General features: G+C 42.6%; 21 protein-coding genes. 16 read left to right on the top strand and 5 right to left on the bottom strand.

Going from position 1 to position 18,533, the window contains the following annotated elements; genetic code table 11:
* Nucleotide 1: 1 nt before the first annotated feature.
* A complete protein-coding gene (locus MUK70_RS12655; RefSeq protein WP_234607560.1) occupies nt 2-964 on the top strand; it encodes an AAA family ATPase in 963 nt (320 codons plus the stop codon).
* A gap of 12 nt (nt 965-976) precedes the next feature.
* Nucleotides 977-2,566: an aldehyde dehydrogenase (NADP(+)) gene (locus tag MUK70_RS12660; RefSeq protein WP_234652587.1), complete on the top strand. Its 1,590-nt coding sequence runs from the start codon at nt 977-979 to the stop codon at nt 2,564-2,566.
* On the opposite strand, the gene truA is transcribed toward MUK70_RS12660, so the two are convergent.
* Complete coding sequence (truA, locus tag MUK70_RS12665; protein ID WP_234652589.1) at nt 2,563-3,300, bottom strand: tRNA pseudouridine(38-40) synthase TruA; 738 nt, start codon at nt 3,298-3,300, stop codon at nt 2,563-2,565. The two genes, MUK70_RS12660 and truA, sit on opposite strands and share 4 nt — an antisense overlap.
* A gap of 109 nt (nt 3,301-3,409) precedes the next feature.
* Between truA and MUK70_RS12670 the strand changes: the two genes are divergently transcribed.
* The 5 genes from MUK70_RS12670 (at nt 3,410) to MUK70_RS12690 (ending at nt 6,796) form a co-directional block, all read left to right on the top strand.
* Nucleotides 3,410-5,077: a glutamine--tRNA ligase/YqeY domain fusion protein gene (locus MUK70_RS12670; protein WP_234655366.1), complete on the top strand. Its 1,668-nt coding sequence runs from the start codon at nt 3,410-3,412 to the stop codon at nt 5,075-5,077.
* Nucleotides 5,078-5,111: 34 nt separating this feature from the next.
* Complete coding sequence (locus MUK70_RS12675; RefSeq protein WP_234607563.1) at nt 5,112-5,390, top strand: type II toxin-antitoxin system RelE/ParE family toxin; 279 nt, start codon at nt 5,112-5,114, stop codon at nt 5,388-5,390.
* Nucleotides 5,391-5,395: 5 nt separating this feature from the next.
* Nucleotides 5,396-5,692, top strand: coding sequence for a HigA family addiction module antitoxin (locus MUK70_RS12680; RefSeq protein WP_234652591.1), 297 nt, complete (start codon nt 5,396-5,398; stop codon nt 5,690-5,692).
* Between the two features lie 121 nt (nt 5,693-5,813).
* Complete coding sequence (locus MUK70_RS12685; RefSeq protein ID WP_234652601.1) at nt 5,814-6,161, top strand: hypothetical protein; 348 nt, start codon at nt 5,814-5,816, stop codon at nt 6,159-6,161.
* Between the two features lie 110 nt (nt 6,162-6,271).
* The gene (locus tag MUK70_RS12690) at nt 6,272-6,796 is read left to right on the top strand and encodes a ferritin (RefSeq protein ID WP_233845553.1); all 525 of its coding nucleotides are present in this window, start codon (nt 6,272-6,274) and stop codon (nt 6,794-6,796) included.
* Nucleotides 6,797-6,847: 51 nt separating this feature from the next.
* Here MUK70_RS12690 and MUK70_RS12695 read toward each other — a convergent pair whose 3' ends face one another.
* Nucleotides 6,848-7,420: a GNAT family N-acetyltransferase gene (locus tag MUK70_RS12695; protein ID WP_234652603.1), complete on the bottom strand. Its 573-nt coding sequence runs from the start codon at nt 7,418-7,420 to the stop codon at nt 6,848-6,850.
* 356 nt (nt 7,421-7,776) lie between these two features.
* On the opposite strand from MUK70_RS12695, the gene MUK70_RS12700 reads away from it, so the two are divergent.
* The 4 genes from MUK70_RS12700 to MUK70_RS12715 all read left to right on the top strand — a co-directional run bounded on the left by MUK70_RS12700 (nt 7,777) and on the right by MUK70_RS12715 (nt 12,053).
* Nucleotides 7,777-9,150, top strand: coding sequence for a tyrosine-type recombinase/integrase (locus MUK70_RS12700; RefSeq protein WP_234652605.1), 1,374 nt, complete (start codon nt 7,777-7,779; stop codon nt 9,148-9,150).
* A gap of 761 nt (nt 9,151-9,911) precedes the next feature.
* Nucleotides 9,912-10,652 carry a hypothetical protein gene (locus MUK70_RS12705; RefSeq protein ID WP_234652607.1) on the top strand — a complete coding sequence of 247 codons (741 nt, stop codon included), beginning with the start codon at nt 9,912-9,914 and terminating at the stop codon, nt 10,650-10,652.
* A 755-nt stretch (nt 10,653-11,407) separates the two neighbouring features.
* Nucleotides 11,408-11,788, top strand: a complete 381-nt coding sequence (locus tag MUK70_RS12710) for a hypothetical protein (RefSeq protein ID WP_234652609.1) — start codon at nt 11,408-11,410, stop codon at nt 11,786-11,788.
* A gap of 16 nt (nt 11,789-11,804) precedes the next feature.
* Complete coding sequence (locus tag MUK70_RS12715; protein WP_234652611.1) at nt 11,805-12,053, top strand: hypothetical protein; 249 nt, start codon at nt 11,805-11,807, stop codon at nt 12,051-12,053.
* Here the strand turns inward: MUK70_RS12715 and MUK70_RS12720 are convergent.
* The 3 genes from MUK70_RS12720 to MUK70_RS12730 are packed head-to-tail and all read right to left on the bottom strand — an operon-like array spanning nt 12,035 to nt 13,700.
* Nucleotides 12,035-12,892 (bottom strand): SOS response-associated peptidase, encoded by an 858-nt coding sequence (locus MUK70_RS12720; RefSeq protein WP_234652613.1) that lies wholly within the window; start codon nt 12,890-12,892, stop codon nt 12,035-12,037. The genes MUK70_RS12715 and MUK70_RS12720 overlap by 19 nt on opposite strands.
* Nucleotide 12,893: 1 nt before the next feature.
* On the bottom strand, nt 12,894-13,148 hold the full coding sequence (locus MUK70_RS12725) for a hypothetical protein (RefSeq protein WP_234652615.1): 255 nt from the start codon (nt 13,146-13,148) through the stop codon (nt 12,894-12,896).
* 36 nt (nt 13,149-13,184) lie between these two features.
* A complete protein-coding gene (locus MUK70_RS12730; RefSeq protein ID WP_234652617.1) occupies nt 13,185-13,700 on the bottom strand; it encodes a hypothetical protein in 516 nt (171 codons plus the stop codon).
* A gap of 472 nt (nt 13,701-14,172) precedes the next feature.
* On the opposite strand from MUK70_RS12730, the gene MUK70_RS12735 reads away from it, so the two are divergent.
* The 5 genes from MUK70_RS12735 (at nt 14,173) to MUK70_RS12750 (ending at nt 18,362) form a co-directional block, all read left to right on the top strand.
* Nucleotides 14,173-14,562: a hypothetical protein gene (locus MUK70_RS12735; RefSeq protein ID WP_234652620.1), complete on the top strand. Its 390-nt coding sequence runs from the start codon at nt 14,173-14,175 to the stop codon at nt 14,560-14,562.
* 182 nt (nt 14,563-14,744) lie between these two features.
* Nucleotides 14,745-14,957, top strand: coding sequence for a DUF6965 family protein (locus MUK70_RS31150; protein WP_374759702.1), 213 nt, complete (start codon nt 14,745-14,747; stop codon nt 14,955-14,957).
* A 608-nt stretch (nt 14,958-15,565) separates the two neighbouring features.
* Nucleotides 15,566-16,051 (top strand): hypothetical protein, encoded by a 486-nt coding sequence (locus MUK70_RS12740; protein ID WP_234652621.1) that lies wholly within the window; start codon nt 15,566-15,568, stop codon nt 16,049-16,051.
* 91 nt (nt 16,052-16,142) lie between these two features.
* Complete coding sequence (locus MUK70_RS12745) at nt 16,143-16,391, top strand: hypothetical protein (RefSeq protein WP_234652623.1); 249 nt, start codon at nt 16,143-16,145, stop codon at nt 16,389-16,391.
* Nucleotides 16,392-18,362, top strand: a complete 1,971-nt coding sequence (locus MUK70_RS12750; protein WP_234652625.1) for a tetratricopeptide repeat protein — start codon at nt 16,392-16,394, stop codon at nt 18,360-18,362. It begins immediately after the preceding gene.
* The last annotated feature ends 171 nt before the right edge of the window (nt 18,363-18,533 follow it).

Here is an 18,533-nt window from a genome sequence, read left to right on the forward strand (position 1 = left end):
TGTGAAGTATTCATCGGACGTTGAAGCTGCCGAAGCTATGAAAGTAGCTTACGATAAAATCCGGAGTGAGATTGGAAATGTGATTATCGGACAGGATGAGGTTGTAAAAGGGTTGCTTACCGCTATTTTTTGCCAGGGCCACTGCCTGTTGGTAGGCGTTCCCGGGTTAGCCAAAACGCTTCTTATCCAGACCATTGCATCTTCTCTCGACTTGAATTTCAACCGGATCCAGTTCACGCCCGACTTAATGCCGTCGGACATTCTCGGCTCGGAGACATTGGACCAGAACCGTAACTTTAAATTCATCAAAGGGCCTGTTTTCGCAAACATTATCCTGGCCGATGAGATTAACCGGACACCGCCGAAAACGCAATCCGCACTTTTGGAAGCGATGCAGGAGTATTCCGTGACCATTGCCGGTGCTAAACACACATTAGAGCGTCCATTCTTTGTTTTGGCCACGCAAAATCCGATTGAACAGGAAGGGACCTATCCCCTGCCCGAAGCCCAGCTTGACCGTTTCATGTTTATGATCCAGCTGGATTATCCTTCCTATGCAGAGGAAGTAAATATTGTTAAGAATACAACCAACGACGTTCGTTACCAGGTTCAAAAAGTCGTTTCTGCCGAGGAGATCATGGATTTCCAACATTTGGTAAGGCGCGTCCCGGTAACCGATCACGTGATCGAATACGCGGTAAAGCTGGTTCACAAAACCAGGCCTGCCGCCGGTCTGGCTGTAAAAGACACCAATGATTATCTCGAGTGGGGCGCCGGCCCGCGGGCTTCACAGGCGCTTATCCTGGCTGCAAAATGTAATGCATTACTATCGGGAAAATATTCTCCCGACATTGAAGATGTGAAAGCAGTAGCATTGCCTGTGTTACGCCACAGAATTATCCGGAATTTCAAAGCGGAGGCCGAAGGAATTTCAGTGGATGACCTTATTGCTCGTCTTGTCTGACACAATCAAACTATGGAGATCAAAGGTAAAAATTACATTGGCTACTCACTTTCCAGCCAGGGCGATCGCACATTTCAATCTTACGTGCCCGCAAAAGATGCATTTCTTCCTGAAACTTTTCATACAGCGACAAATGATGAAGTTCATCAGACGATGACCCTTGCCAGCAAGGCTTTTGCAGAATATGCAAAAATCCCTGCTATTAGAAGGGCCGATTTTCTGATCGCTATAACAGAAGAAATCCTGGCGATTGGTGACATTTTGCTCGAAAGGGCCAGTCTGGAAACCGGCCTGCCCTTTGCACGCCTGCAAGGCGAGCGCGCACGCACGATCAACCAGCTTACCCAATTCGCGGAACTGCTTTGTGAAGGATCATGGGTAGACGCATCTATCGACACTGCCCTACCCGATCGTCAGCCTGTCCCCAAGCCCGACATTCGCAAGATGCTCGTCCCTATTGGCCCGGTCATTATTTTTGGCTCGAGTAATTTTCCGTTTGCCTATTCTGTGGCTGGCGTGGATACCGGTCCGGCTTTGGCAGCAGGAAATCCGGTTGTTGTAAAGGCGCACGCCGCACATCCCGGCGTAAGTGATCTTACGGCGCAGGCGATTGTAAAGGCCGCGCAAAGGACAGGAATGCCGGACGGCGTTTTCTCTATGCTATACGATGATGGTTTTGAAGTAGGAACCGCTTTGGTGAAGCATCCGGCAAGCAAAGCCGTTGGTTTTACCGGCTCGATGAAAGGCGGAATGGCCCTTTTCAAAATGGCGCAGGAACGTGACGAACCCATTGCTGTTTTTGCAGAGATGGGCAGCGTTAACCCGATTGTTGTTCTGCCGGAATATCTGGAAAACAATGCCTTGGAGCTCGGAAAAACGCTTGCTGGCTCGGTAAGCCTCGGTGCGGGGCAGTTTTGCACCAATCCCGGACTTGTATTTGTGACCAAAACGCAGGGTCTGATTACATTCACAGACTCCTACAAAAATGAAATCCTGACAACCACTTCCGCTACAATGTTAACTGCGGGCATATGCAAAAATTATTACAAGCTCCGTGATCATGCCTTTGAGCAGCAAGATGTAAATATATTGGCTGTTTCGGCGCAGATGTCTGGTGAGGAAAATCAGGCGCAGGCATCTATTGCAACCGTTTCCGGCAAAAGTTTTATTGCAAATCCTAAATTACATGAAGAGGTTTTCGGGCCGTTCTCGCTGCTTGTTATTTGTGAGGATACAAATGAAATGCTCGAAGCCATTGCTCACCTGAAAGGACAGTTAACCTGCTCACTCATGGCTGAGGAAAGTGAGGTTAACACAAATAAGGACATAGTCGACAAGCTCTCGCAGATTTCCGGTCGATTTATTCTGAATGGTGTTCCCACGGGTGTGGAAGTCTGCCCTTCCATGCATCACGGCGGACCGTTTCCGGCTACGGCGGACGCCAAATTCACATCGGTCGGCCGACATTCTATTCTGCGTTTTGTTAGACCGCAATCGTTCCAGGGCTGGCCGGATACGCTTTTACCGGATGAGTTGAAGAACAGCAATCCGCTGGGTATTTTCCGTTTGGTCAATAATCAATTCAGTAAGGACGCGATTTAAATAAAATCATATCCTACTTCTACGAGAAAAAGGCCTTCGGCCGGAGCTTGGGCGCCAGCAACTTTCCTGTTTTTTGCAAGGATAACCCGTTCAAAATCAGCGACTGTCCTTTTACCTTTTCCTACTTCCAGCAGCGTCCCTACCAACGCTCTGACCATTCCACGCAGAAAACGATTAGCGCGGATGTGAAAAACCAGCATGTCTTCCGAATCAATCCAAACGGCCTCGGTAATGGTGCATCGGAAATTATTGACTTGTGTATGGATCTTGCTAAAACTTTCAAAATCATTGAATGTCAAAAGCAATGCGGCAGCTTCGTTCATTAACTCCACATTCAGGTCAGCTTTTAGAAAGTAAGCCAATTCTGTCAGAAACGGGTTTTTCCGCTTGGTAATACGGTATTCGTATTTGCGGTGTGTGGCTGCAAATCTCGAATTGATGTTTTCGGAGACTGGAATGATCCTGCGCACAGCAATGTCCCTGGGAATGAGCCCATTGAGTTTGTAAATCAGCAGTTCAAAGTCTTCAATCTGATTTTCTAAATCAAAATGCGCAAATTGTTGTTCTGCATGTACGCCCGTGTCTGTCCTGCTGCTGCCTGTAATTTCAATCGGTAGCCGAAGGACTTTCGCGAGCGCTTCTTCCAGGACCTGCTGGACGCCCAATGCATTGTTTTGTTTTTGCCAGCCGTTGTAGGCAGTTCCTTTATAGCTGAATTCGAGAAAATAGCGCATTTTGCAAAAGTAACGGAAACCGGCCGGATTTGCGATTTGCCGCAGTTCATTGCTGGTTTTGTTGGGAAGAAGGTTAACTTTGAAAATCGAAAAATATTTCCATTTTAGTATGATTACGGAAGAGAAAAAAGAAGAGAAAAGCCTGAATTTTATTGAGGAAATTGTGGAGGCGGATTTGCAGGCAGGAAAATATACCCAGATCATAACAAGATTTCCCCCCGAGCCAAACGGCTATTTGCATATTGGCCATGCGTCCAGCATTTGCCTTAATTTTGGGTTAACCAAAAAATTCCCTGGCTACACAAATCTTCGTTTCGACGACACCAACCCGGTTACCGAGGACACGGAATACGTGGAAAGCATTAAGAACGACATCCGCTGGATGGGGTTTGAATGGGAAAACGAGCTTTACGCTTCTGACTATTTTGATACATTATATCAATATGCGATAGAGCTGATCAACAAAGGATTGGCCTACGTGGACGACTCTACTTCCGAGGAGATTGCATTAATGAAAGGCACTCCGACCGAACCTGGAAAAGACAACATTTACAGAAGCCGCTCGGTTGAAGAAAATCTTGTGCTTTTTGAACAAATGAAAAACGGCGATTTTCCGGACGGAAGCCGCACGCTTCGTGCTAAAATTGACATGGCGCATATTAACATGCTCATGCGTGACCCGATTCTTTACCGGATCAAACACGCGCATCATCACCGCACAGGCAACACATGGTGCATATATCCGATGTACGATTTCGCTCACGGCCAAAGCGATTCAATCGAAACAGTGACCCATTCCATTTGCACATTAGAATTTGTGCCTCACCGTGAATTGTACGATTGGATCATTGAAAAACTGGGCATTTATCCTTCGCACCAGTACGAATTCGCACGCCGTAACCTGAATTATACAGTGACCAGCAAGCGGAAATTGTTGCAACTGGTTCAGGAAAAACATGTGAATGGCTGGGATGACCCAAGAATGCCTACCATTAGCGGCCTGCGCAGAAGAGGATACACGCCAGAAAGCATCCGTGATTTTTGCGACCGGATCGGCGTGGCGCGTCGTGAAAATATGATCGATGTAGGCCTGCTGGAATTCTGCGTCCGCGAGGATTTGAACAAAAAGGCGCTGCGCAGAATGGTAGTTTTGGATCCTTTGAAAGTGGTCATTACCAACTTCCCGGAGGGTGTTACGGAAATGTGCCACAGCGAAAATAATCCGGAGGACATCTTAACCGGAAATCGTGAAGTCCCTTTTTCAAGAGAGATTTATATTGAGAAAGAGGATTTTATGGAAACGCCGTCCAAGAAATATTTTCGCCTGGCACCGGGCAAAATGGTCCGCCTGAAAAGCGCATACATTATCCAGTGCGACGATTTCGTAAAAGATGAAAGTGGAGAAATAACGGAAGTGCATTGCTCATACATTGAAAACAGCAAAAGCGGGCATGACACAACCGGCATTAATGTAAAAGGCACCTTGCACTGGGTTTCCGTTCCGCATGCACAGGAGATCGAAGTACGGCTTTACGACCGACTTTTCTCCGTTGAAGACCCTTCATCGGAAGAAGGCGATTTCAAAGATTACATCAACCCGAAATCTCTGGAAATCATCACCGGTTACGCAGAGCCAGCACTCAACGAAGCCAGAGAAGGTGAATCATTCCAGTTCCTGAGAAAGGGTTACTTCGCCAAAGACCCCGACAGCACAGAAAAGCTTATCTTCAACCGAACAGTAACATTAAGGGATAACTGGGCAAAGGCTGGGAACTAGCTAAGACTTTTTATAAATTACACACACTAATATAATGATTGTCACCTTTAAGCATAAAGGGCTGTTGGCATATTATCAAAATGGTGACGGCTCAAAATTGCCAGCGGTGTATTTGCGGAAGATCAACCGGATTCTTGATCAGCTAGATGCGGTTACTTGTATTGAAGACATTGTCCACCTTGGATCTGGCGTGCATAAGCTTACCGGAAGTTTAAGTCAATTCTGGTCGGTTAAAGTGTCTCCAAATTTTCGAATCATCTTTCGTTTTGCAAATGGTGAGATTTTGGACGTTGATTACGTAGATTATCATTAATAAGTATGATAAAAAGAAACCTTGCTCCTGTTCATCCAGGAGAAATTTTAAGAGAAGAATATATTGTGGAAAGGGGTCTGACGATCACTAAAGTGGCTAATGGACTCGGTGTATCACGCCAGACGCTTTCCGCTGTTGTCAATGAAAAAGCAGCTATCACTTCCGAACTTGCTGTGAAGCTTTCGGAAGCATTTGGCAACTCCGCTGAATTTTGGATAAATCTTCAAAAAAATTACGAGATATGGTATGCGGAAAAAAAAGTGGATTGTACCATTATCCGGCACTTCGGCAAAAGATCATAATATGCAAACGGCATCATAACTCCCTCCCTGTAATTAGATTGCTTACAAATAAACTTGCTTCACATTTAGTTTGCGGTTATATTTGTGCAACAATTTCCACGATTCAAATAGATTGCTGTCAGTGAATACCCCAAATGAATTGTTCAGTACTGCGAAAGGATTCAGTCTCCAGTGCGATTTAACAGCTAAAATCATTCTTCATTTTGGTGAAATGCAGGCTTTGTTCAGAATTCAGGATTTCCTGAATTTCCGCCGCTTCATTAACAACATTGATATCCACAGCAGGATTTTTGACCTCTCCGATGACTCTGACTATGAGTTCGTTGAAGCGCCTCAGCTCAATATCAATCACAAACTTACCCTTTGCGAGGTGATCCAGCTCAGAGAACTGGTAAACGGCACCCACTTTGCAATCGAGCTTAATTCTCTTTTACACGAGTTGTTATTTAACGAGTCAGAATTAGTCTAAATAGCTCATTTCGATCATATTAGACCAATTCCAAATTTCGGGTTTCGTTTGTAATGCTGAACTTTCGCATGATATTTGTACTTGTTAATACAAATAAAAGAAAGTAAACCATGAGAGATTTATTAAGACAACGGACTTCCCTGAAAGAGGAAATAGAAATACTTTTGAACAATCAGGTGAAAATGGAAGCGGAAGCTTCTGCCAAATATCTGGCCATGGCTTCATGGTGTGACCGTAACGGATTCAAAAACAGCGCAAAATATTTTCTTAAGCAGTCTGACGAAGAGCGTGGACACATGCTTAAAATTTTCAACTACATTATGACTGTGGGCGGAACAGCGGTTTCTCCTGAAGTTGCAGCAGTTAAGCAAGAATTTGCGACGTTCAGAAGTGTTTTTGAAGCAGCGCTCCAAAGCGAAATAGCCGTAACACAGTCAATCAACAGAATTGTAACGCAAAGCCGCAGAGAAGAAGACTACGCTACGGAAAGCTTCCTGCAATGGTTTGTGAATGAGCAAATTGAAGAAGAGGATAACGCTCGTCGTGCGATTGAATTATTTGATGTGATCGGCGAAGAAGGAACGGGTCAATATTTCATTGACAAAGCGATTCTTAAAATAGGCTCAGAGAACTGATCATTTCCAGCATAAAAAAAATAGCTGCCCCGGGAGGAGCAGCTATTTTTTTTATGCTGTTTTATCTAATAAAGAATAAATTTCCGTATCCAGAAACCGCCCGTTTTCATAAAAACTTTCTTTAAAATAGGCTTCCTTCTCAAAACCATGTTTCAGTAAAATTTTCCGTGAAGCGTCGTTTTCAGGGCTGATCTTCGCTTCTATGCTGTGAAAATGCATATCCTTGAACCCGTAATCAATGATTCGTTTTATTGCTTCACTCATTATTCCTTTTGCCCAATGATCAGGATGTATCATATAGCCGATCTCAGCGCGATGGTTATAAAGATCCATTTTATGAAATCCAATTGTGCCGATCAAAGCGCCTTCACTTTTCCTGGTTTCCATATCCATCAATGAAATTCCCCATGTAATGCCGATCTTTTCCTTCAAGTTTCTGTTATAAGCATCTATCAGGTCTCTGGCCTCATTTTCGGAAGCGAGCAAGGGCTTGCCGATGTATTGCATGGCGAGCGGATTGCTTCTTAGCCTGAACATATCCGGCGTATGCCCTTCGGACATACAGTGCAGCAACAAACGGCCAGTTTCTAAACTCGGGAATGGGTCGAAATTTACAAATAGCATTGTTTTCTAATGCATTTTAGAAGCTCATTGATTAAAATCACCGGTTGGCATTTCTCAAAAATACAAAAACAAAACAACTATCAGCCAATCCCGGGCCGTGCAAATAATCCGGTTTTTTGGAACGCGTTTTGCTGCTTGTGGATTATAAATAGTAGTATTGCGTTAGCTACCGATTGCCTGTTTACATGAATTACCTCGACGAATTCTCCTATGGGAATTATCACTATGCTTCCTTGATACAATATCATTGTTTTTCAGCTATTTAAGTTGTTAAAGCCGATATTATTTTAGTATTTTGCGATATCAAAAGAGTCTATTGTTACTCGAATCATTGTGAATTTCACTGTGAATATTGAATGAAAAAAGCCTCCGTATCTGTGTTCTTCGATAAGCGGCGGATGAAGGACGGCCAATCCTCCGTTAAGCTTTCTGTCTACTTCAATGATCAGCAAAAACTTGTTCCGACAGGAATAGTATTGCCTGAGAAAGATGTTGAATTTTTAAAGAAGAATAAAATTGGTTTGTCGGGAAAGATCCGTAACGAGGATCAGAGGAATCTCTGGAACAGGGTCTATGGCCAATACTACTTTGACGATGTTACTGGCAAAGTAAAAGAATCGCTACTTTTCCGTGCACAAAAAGCAATTTCTGATCTGGACGTTAATTTCAGTTTCGAGGAATTTAATCAAATGCTTTTAAATGATTTTGCTGGAGGGGAAATTCAAACCGATCTTCTAAAAGCGCTTGATGCCCGGGTTAACCAATTCGCAGAAGAGGAGAAATATAATAGAGAAGGCATATATCGATCGGCAAGGCAAAGTATGATCAGGTACATAACCGATGAGGGCTTAACGTCCAAGGTTAACCCTAAGCTCCCGATGAAAATGATCACTACGGATTTTCTCAATCGCTATGAAAAATACATGCTTACCCGCGGCGGAACCGATAAAACTGGCAAAGCACGGCGCCCGGTAAAAATGACCACCGTCGCATATTACACCAAATGTTTTTCTGACGTTTTACAGCGCGCACTTGAAGACAAAGTCATTCCTGAAACAAATTTTCCAATAGGTAAACGGGGTTATAAGATTCCGAAAGGCAGGAAACCCAAAAAAGCACTTGATTCCGCCGTGATTTCTAAAATCCTTAGGTTCGATCACCCCAACCAAGACAGAATGCATGCGCGTGATATGTGGGCATTTTCCTATTACTGCAACGGGATTAATTTTGCGGATATATGCCGTTTAAGATGGAGTAATTTTAGCAAAGATTTAACTAGGATATCCTTTGTTCGAAACAAGACCAAGGACACAAAAGAAGAAAAAGGACTAACCGTTGTAATTCGTCTTCTGCCGCAAGTTAAGCAGATCATTGAACGGTGGGCAGCACCAAAAAACAGCGCGACAGACTACGTCTTCGACTTCATTTCGGTCGAGATGACGGAAAGAGAGAAGACATACCAGGTCCGCAAAACCATCAATCAGGTAAATTACCAAATGGCATTAATTGCAAAAGAACTTGGCATTGAATCTGATGTTACAACCTATGTTGCCCGACACTCCTTCGCCACCACCCTGCTACGGTCAGACGTTCCACTACCATTTATTTCACAGTCACTGGGGCATTCCAGTTTGAGCACAACACAGGATTATTTAGGGGCCTTTGAAGACGAGCAGACTCAAAGATACATGAATGCCTTAATCCCTGGCGACGACAAGATTATTGATTAAATGGCAACTATATATGAGTTGGGACAAGATTGAAATAGTGCTTGATTCTCAGTAACTTGTTTCATTATACATAAACCTTACTGCTTATGAAAACTTTCTTCTTGAATCTGGATCGCGGAAGCCAAAGAATTTTAGTGATCACCTTTTCGTTTAGCATCGTACTTTTGAGCGCAACTTGTCTGATGTTGGCGGCCGACACGGCCTTTGCTGTCAACCCCACTAGCAGGCCTTTAGACATCATAGGTCTGGGATGTGATGATACCTACGTGTACTATTACGATAACACTGGAAAGTTAATGAGAGAACCAAAATCCGGGGCTGGCGATAGGTAAAGAGTGCAGAGTTACGGCTTCAGAGAGGCTAAATGCCTCTTTTTTTGTGGTCAACCAGATATATGGATATAATTCTACTCCAAACATTAATAATATAAAAGAAATTTGGAGACATGTAGAATTAACCTGTAGATATGGTTCGATTTAGAATTACAAACAGAGAGGGAACACGAGAAATACAAAAATATTTCTTCTTTTTCTTCGTGTTTGCTTGTGTTATTCTGTAATATCTCGTAATATTGATACATGAAAAAGCCCACTCTGACTTTGGACGGCGGAGTGAGCAAATTTCGGAAGTAAGAATAATAAGGGGCTAGTTGTGCTACAACACAGAGCGACTTGAGACCATTCTGTGCGGGTTGGATTCCCGTTGGCTCCACTATTTTCTTGCTGCAAATATATATTATCATAACTAGATTTCCAAGTAAAATGGAACCAAATATCGCAATCGAAGCAATCAGGAGTCTTAATGAAGCAAAGGCGCAGGTTGATTCCGAAATTCAGAGTCTTCTAAAGAGGAAGTCTGGCTATGAAGTTTCGATAGAACATTTTACGAAGTTTTTACCGGATGCTCAACCTTTGACACCCTCTATTGAGGATTTGGCAAATGTAGCATCTAATCGAGACACCTTTCAGAGATCAGAATATGAAACGAATGAGGAGGAAGATGTAGAATTTCCATTTCATTCAGATAGAAAAACTCAGATTACATACACCCTTAAACAAATAGGGCGCTTTGTAAAGCTGAAATTTCTAGGAGATGAGGTAAAAGACTATTTAAATGCACACGACTTGAAGTCGGAAACATTTTTGAGGACACCCGTTAACGCCATGATTGAGGAAGGTAGCTTGATTTCAGTTAGATATAATCAAAACTGGAAAAAAGTATTCTACGGGTTACCGGAATGGGTTGGAACAGATGCGGGAGGATACAAGTATATCATTGAGGAGTTTCACCCATCAAAAGATGATATTGGACACGGATACACATCTTTGGAATTTGAATACGAGCCTCGTAAGTTTAATAGGGATAAATCAGTAGACGATGATGATGAGGAGGATGAGGACAAACAACAAGCGGTCTCCTCACTAACAGGCGAAGTAGAAGATGAGCCAGATCCAGATTATACAAGCAGTAGTTATGACGAAGAAGATGATCTTCCATTCTAAAGAAACAAAAAGCACCTGTTGAAGCAGGTGCCGTTTAGATATTGTTGCTGATTTAATCTCGAACATTAAGTCAGCGGTAATCGGCGATGTTCCCGGCCGATCAACTTGGGTTCGTAACCTTGACGCTCTAAGTCCAATGATTAGAAGAACAAGCACAAGTGTCACTGTTGTAAGACGTATCGTTCCGGTACGTGTCACAGTTACGCGAAGAATCACTATCCGGATAAAACGGTAGTTGATTCGCCCGGGAGCCGCTGGGAGGGCGGTGACCCGGTTAATTTATTTCTGATAAACTAGGCCTTAAGCCAAAAGTGGGGTCGCCACCCGCTTGTTTATCGAAATCCTGCGAGATTCGAAAACATATCCGGTCTCACTTGTATCAAATTTGGTCGGCTGGTTTCATTTCCGGTCGGCCTATTTGCATTGCAAAGATATAACACTTTGCTTAAGAAAAAAAACTGTAATTCCTGAAAATATTTCACGATAGTCTACGCCTCTACCCCACGAGCCGTAGACTATTAGGAGGTTGACCCGCTCTTTGAGGGGTGTTGTCTCGACCATGAGAAGGGCTAGGGGTATTGATGCAAAGTGATTTTCACCTTCTTCTAAAAGCTCACTTTAGGGCACTTGCCCGTTGTTGCCTTCTTCTCTTAAACAATATACAGTTGCCGTTTAATAATTTGTTTTCGCCGGAGAATCAAGGGATTTTACCACTAGTTTGCAGTGATTTTACTTCGGTTCAAAACGGAGGGGTTATGCAGATACTTTGGGATAAAATTGACATCAACACTGAGGCAGCCATCTTGATCACTTTGGTTTCGGGAGTAGCTCTCATCATCTCAGGATTGGCATTACGTTCTCATTTCTCAGTATCCCATCTAGCGAAATCGGGCCAGCACGCGGAAGCGACAGTTCTCCGAGCTAATCACTGTCTCTCCCGCGATGGCAAAGAAGTTATCGCAAACCTCGTGATCCTGGTTCGGCCATCTTCAATGCGTTTTTTTGTTTCCGAGGTCAAATGCCAGCTTCCTTTTGAAAAATATGACATGTTCAAAGCCGGAGCCTCGATTGTAGTTAAATTCAATCCCTATGACAAAAATCAGGTGATGATCGATCAGACTTTTTATTTTTGCTAAAACTAATCCAATCGAAATGGCACAAGTACTAAGACACAAGCTCAGATCGACAGAACAAGCGCCCGTATTCGGAGTGATTGAGCTCAGCGAAGGAGAAGGCTATTACCTCGCAGAATTCAACAGCCTGCCCTCAGTTCCTCACTTGCCACAAACTTATGAGTTCTTCGATGAGAATGAGGATATACCTATGCTGGAAGACAAGTACAAAATCGACCTCTCAGATTACGAGCTAGTTTACCACAATTATCAGAATAGCGACATCTGAGCCGGTTGAGCGCCTCCTGGATTGTTTAAGTCCGCAAGTTCTGGGTAGGTCACCTGGTAAGGATCTTCGCCAGTAAACTGAAATTTCTGATTGATTGAGAATGCTTCCATATGGTCCTCTGGAAATTGAAAGCTCGCTAACTCCGTTATCCTATCCTGTGGCAGATCCGTCATCATCCATTCCCATGCGAGCTGGTCAGGAAGGATGGTAGGCATTCGTTTTTTCGAATTGTGGATTTTTGCGGTCAAAGGGTTTGCATCAGTTGTTACCATCGCCAACGTATCGAACGATTCGCCGGTATCTTTATCAGTCCAGGTATTCCAGAGCCCGGCCATATAAAAATACTCGCGACCTTTTACCTTGATCGCAAATGGATACTTATCAGGTGTTTTTAATAGCTCTCCAGTGCGCTTGTTAGTCCTGTAAATGTGATGCCATTCATAATACTGATGCGAAATAATCAGGCAGCGGTTTTCGAGCGCAGAATCACGGAAAATTTTCGGCTTATTCGTCTTAGGATTGGTCCAGAACAATTCCTCTCCGCGGGCGTTCTCCGTGTCATAACCAGTTTGAAATGTGCCATCATCTTTTTTATAGCCATTTTCGAACCTCCTAACCTGTTCCAGATTTGCAATGCCTTTTGGAATGTAACCCCACCTCATAGTTGTCACATCAAAGTCAGTGTGCCCTGAGTTTGGTTTTAATACAACCATTTGAGGTGATTCGGGACCGAGAACGGTCGGCCGTTTTAATTCAGGCATATTTGCAATATATTTTTCCAGCTGCATAAGCTCGATATATTCAGCTTTCGTTACTTTCTGGCCGTTGTAATAACACATACTATTGCTGGTTTTGCTGCTGTTGAAAATACTTTACAATGAGCTTGCCTATCGGTAAAGCCTCAATCTGTCTGCCTTCCGGTATTGACATCCATACTTTATGCCCGCTTGCAACCACCGACCTGCTAAGAAAGAGCCTTGGCCTGCCATCAGGAAAAGTCACCTCGAAGACTTTACGGTCATTGCTTGTATGGATTTTAATGTCGAGCGTTAGCTCCCCCCAATCAATTTTGAAGTCGTCTGGAAGTATAAGCATACCATATAAATTTTGTACCTAAAGTATAAATTTATTCTATCCGTCAAAGTTTTCAGGATCTTTGATTACTCGCAACCTCTCAATATTGGTTTCGTGGGAATATCCCTGATGAAAACATACGTTGAGTTTCGGTCGGCTCTCGTCCGGTTTGTAGGTCGTACATGTAATAATTTGGCCGCGCAGATACTTGCTCATGCCACTAACAACATACAAGCCCTGCGGCACACAAAATGGCGACTCATCAAAATCTGGGACCTGATGTCGAATGTACCGCCTGGCGAGATCATCGTCCAATGGAATCTTAAAAAAGTCAAACGCGGCTTGAATAGTTGAAAATATATGGCTTCTGATTACGTCCAGCTTGATTTGTCGGTCATATTTTACTCCAATAGTAATTCTACGGATAGCCGTTGCGGTGGAATATGGACTCTCGTATTGGTGGACGTAAGCCGGACATTTCAGACAGTCAACAATCATTCCGTTTTCGAGAAATACCACGTCGTCAACCCGTATTTCGCTTTCTCCAAAATAGTTTCTTTCCCAATGTGACATATCACCTCATCCATTTTATACATGTCTTGATTTCCCATTTATCAGTGTATTTGAACGTGACTGCGTAGTTTGCGCAATCCACATAACACAAATAAAACGTCCCCAAATGCCTACGGCTCTCAGGTTTCAGCTGATTTAGGTACGGCGTAGCTTCGGACAGGAAAAAGTCCCTTTTCTGAATATCAAGCATGATTTTTAGTGTTGATGATGTTAATAGTATCGTGTATTTGACATCAATAGTATCAAATTAATGAACTCAAGTCAAGATCATCGGAGTATGAAAGATGCCAAAATGCCTTCCAGTTCTTGCAATCCATTGAAAATTTTTGAAAAATGGTTGAAGCTGAGAATGGCTGACGGGGTGAATGTGGCAACCCTTGTCTGACTTTCATTCGATCAGATCAGCCAGCCGAGTCTGATACGTTAGGCTCGATTATTGAAGTGATCGACTTATAACCTAAAATCCGAATCTATGCTAGACACATCAAATGCAATCGTAGCTGAAATAGTTGATTTTGAGATCCACCGTAACAATGACGGAGACGTGTGGACAGTAGTAGGATCCGGAGCGCTATCAGCTTCAATGGAAATAAAAGTCAATGAAGATTACTATGTATTTGGTGGTCCATCCCTATTTAGCTCAATTCCCAATGAAGGTTCAGACTTCTTTGGCCACTTTGTCTTGCGTTGCATGGAAATCACGGGTGTGAAAACCACACGCGAAATGGAGGGTGAAATGATTAAAGCTATTATTAACAACGGAAAGGTGTATGCAATTTCATCGCTGAGCAATGACAATTTCTTTTCCCCAACTGAGGAATTCGAATTGATAGAAAAAGGTGATGATGCTGATGATGAATAATTCTTGTTACAGCAACGCGGACTTCGGTATTGGCCTTCTTGACTTTTGCGCCTCTCGCTCCCTTTCCTGGGCATAGCCGTCAAGTCATAAGCGTGATTCTATTACCCTTAGTTGTCAGTGGGTTGATACCAAAGCAGATCACGGATAGGCGTTAAAGTAAGTCATAACTAATCACGGTTTTCATGAGCGTCGAAGAATTAGAGGAATATTTCAAAGATCGGCAGCTGCCGGAAGGCCCTGTCAAATTAAACAAGTTTAGTACAATCGTAGACCCCCAAGCATTCGTAGAAGCCGAACTCTACATCCTAAGTTGCTACCCATCGGGAAATAAATTGGTTGACTCTTGCCGCTTAAGGTTGGAAGAATTTAAACATTGGCTTGAGGTCAATCAGTAGATCCAAATTGACCTTCCCTTATATCAGCTTCGTATCTCTAAAAAATATTCGCCATCCCCACTGGTTGCTTTTTACGAAATTAACTTTTGAATGTCCGTTAAACAACTGTGATTTTTGTAGGTGTTTGTCCAAGTTGCGAGAGTGGGTCGCGGCTTCACACATCCCGTTGATTTTTTACCTGAAAATAGGGATAAGACTAACATGTCGTTGATTGCAAAAGAACTTGGTATCGAATCCGATGTTAGGATCTACGTAGTCCGACTCCTTCGCCACTACCGTACTGCGCTCAGAAGTTCCGCTACCGTTTATATCGCAATCATTAGGGCATTCCAGCCTGAGCACGACGCAGGACTATAAGGGTTCATTTGAAGAAGAGCAGACTCAAAAATACATGAATGCTTTGATTCCCCGGGAGGGCAAAGTTACTTCGTAAAATCCATATTATAAATCAACCGCAATGATTCGTTTCACTACGATTCCAAGGCCCCCGGGGAAAAGAAGAAATTTGTGAAAGCTGACGACGATTCAGAGAGTTTCGCAGAAAATCAGTATATGGTGATATATGCATGAGAAATCTTTAAATTGTGCAACATTTAATGAAAATAAAAATGAAAATTGAACAAATCAATGCCAAAGTACAAAGTTATCTTGCTGCAAAAGACCTGATTAAGAAAAAACAAGAAACGTGGCAAAACAAAATCAGAGACTTGATTTTCGATTTATTGAAAAATTTGTCATTAAATAGTGATCTACCCGCGAGGGCAGAACTCAACGACGCTGTTGAAAATCACAATTCTGTAATTTTAGTATTAAATGATGAAGTAACTAATTTCAGAGATCATTTCACAGGAAAGAGATTTATTAAAAAAGGTGGTAGCTTGATCTTTGCCCAGCTAAAAAATGGTAACATAATGACCGTAATTAAAAAGCCTGAATTGCCAGAGTTAGGCTCGGATTACGAGAATCTGATTATAGGAAAGGAATACCCACCAGAATCGCTAAATTCGAATGTTGTCCTTGATATTGTCGGGGATTTTATTGATAAGATGATTGAATGGGAAAATAGCCAAGATAGAGGCCAGATAGGGTTTTAGAACTATTTTCTCTTGAACCGCTATTTGTATATGCTCGTTTCGGACCAACCAAACTTCACAAAGTGAATCATCAAGTAAAAATGTCAACCATATGGAAATGAAATATTACTTTATTGTGGCAGTAGTTATCATCTTGGCCATTGTCGCAATAGTTAACCTAAATTCAATAATTAGCTGGGGAAGCCTTTCTATCAAGTCTGATAATAGATATAGGAGAAATGAGGCACGTGTCCGAGGTGAAGGGAACAAGGTGCGGCAAGGCAATTCAAGCTCTCCAGACATGTCTAGCGAAAATAAATCAGATGTTGACGGTAAGAATAATGACTTAATCCAAGAATAAATGTTTGATAAGCCCCAAATAAACAATCTATTCGTTGATGGATCGTATAATCTTATAATTCAAGATGCAAAAGGAACCGTAACCGTTCAACCTCTTTCGGATTTGGTGGATAAACTAACGGAGTCGCATACAAGGCGCATATCCGACTTAGAGATCGCAATCCATGACAAATCGACTATTAATGAATATAATCTGAAAGAGATAAACGATCTGCGGAAGCAACTAGAAAAAGAGATAGATGAAAAAGCCGCACTCACTATTAAGGTAGAAAATTTACTCAAAAGTTTAAGTAAACAGGATCTTTCTGAGGCGAGTGAAGCACACCAAGCATCAGTAAAGCATCTTATTCAAGGAAATATCGAAGGAGCCATTGCTGCTATCGAAGACTCTGCAATGGACGGCATGATCGCAGATCTAGGTGAACGGGAAAACGAACTTGACGCCCAAAAGAAACAAGTTAGCGAAGCGTTGTTTTTTAAGTCCCAGCTGCTAGTAATAAATAATGATTTTGACGGCGCCTTAGTGAACGCACTAAAAGCGGCCAAGCTCCGTCCCACTGTCAAAAATTTTCTAAATGCTAATAACTTATCCTATCTAGTTGAGGATTTTAAAACTTGTCAGAACTTAATCGAAAAAGCATTAGAGGTTAGCGAGAATGACGGAGATTTAAGTCAAATTTTGTACGAAAAAAGTACGTTGTTGCTGCGTATGGGAAATTATGGCAGCGCAAAGATAGCACTGGAAAAAGCAATCGTGCTACATTCTGCAATGGCCCCTTCAAATCAAAGGTTAGACATTTTTAGCCAGCAGTACGCTGCGTTTGCTAAAATTGAGAGAGCCAATAACAACCAAGAAAAAGCCCTAGAATTTCTTCAACGAGCGCTTAATATCCAAAAAGACCTTGTTAAGCTAGACCCAGAGAAACATCGTCCAGGACTTGCAAGTGCATTGCAGACGATGGCGAAACACTATGTTGACAATAATCGTCCTGACCTTGCCGACCCTTTGTATAAGGAATCCCTAGCAATATTTCTCACACTGGCTTCTGAATCGAAAGTATTTTTGGTTAGTCTTGCCCACCTATATCACGAAATGGGAGTGACGTCTCGACACATGGGGTACTTTGAGGATGCGAAATCCTATTATAACACGGCAATCGACCTATCCCAAGATTCGAGTTTCCACACTTTATCTGCTAGATCCCTTTTAGGCAATATATGGAATAGCCTCGGAACACTTTATTTACACTGTAACCACCTAGAGTCTGCGGATGAGGCACTAAATAAAAGCCTGGAAATCAGACGAGAAAGGATGGCTGATAATCCTGAAGCTAACTGGGGCTCTCTCATTGAGTCACTCAATACAGTCTCCGTTATTCAAAAAGAAAGAGGCAAACTTGACTTAGCTGAAAAAAATTGGCTCGAAAGTTTGTCAATCATAGATCAGTACCAGGTAGAGGATAGCCCGCTTTCCAGCAATACTATTGCGAGAATTAAGCATAATTTGGCCGGCGTATATTTACAGTGGAAGAATTATCCAGAAGCAAAAAGGTGTATTATAGATAGTATAGATACTAGACGGAAACTAGCTTCAAAAACGCCAGTCGTGTTCGAACCTCTGTTAGCGAGGTCGCTTGCGACCTTGGGTGAAATCACTGAAGGATCTGGTGATAATGAGAATGCAAAATCCCACTACCTTGAAGCGTTGGCTTTACAGCGTAATTATGCTTCTAGTAATCGAGACGATTTAACACATTTTATTCACATGGCAATTCGCGTCGCGGAATTTTATCAACTCAAATTAAACGACAAGCCAAGATCATTGGACCTGGTTGCAGAGGCAGTGACTTCGCTGAATACACCTAGTCTGGCAAGCGTCAAATTATCTGACATCGGCAAAGGGAGAGAGATTGTTGAGCGTTGGGATATTGAATGGTCAGATTTTCTAAATAGGCTTGGATTGCACTCTTGATTTGTGCAAGCTATTCAGGACAGCTATTGTGGGACACTAAATTTAGTTACTAGCATCGAATCGTTCACCACTGGAGTAAATACTTTGAAAGTCTCTTGCCTTTAATAGTTTCAAAATATAAATCAAAGTCAAATGGCGACCGTTCAATCATAACGCATCAAAAAATACTGG

Source organism: Dyadobacter chenwenxiniae (assembly GCF_022869785.1).
GTDB classification, from domain to species: domain Bacteria; phylum Bacteroidota; class Bacteroidia; order Cytophagales; family Spirosomataceae; genus Dyadobacter; species Dyadobacter chenwenxiniae.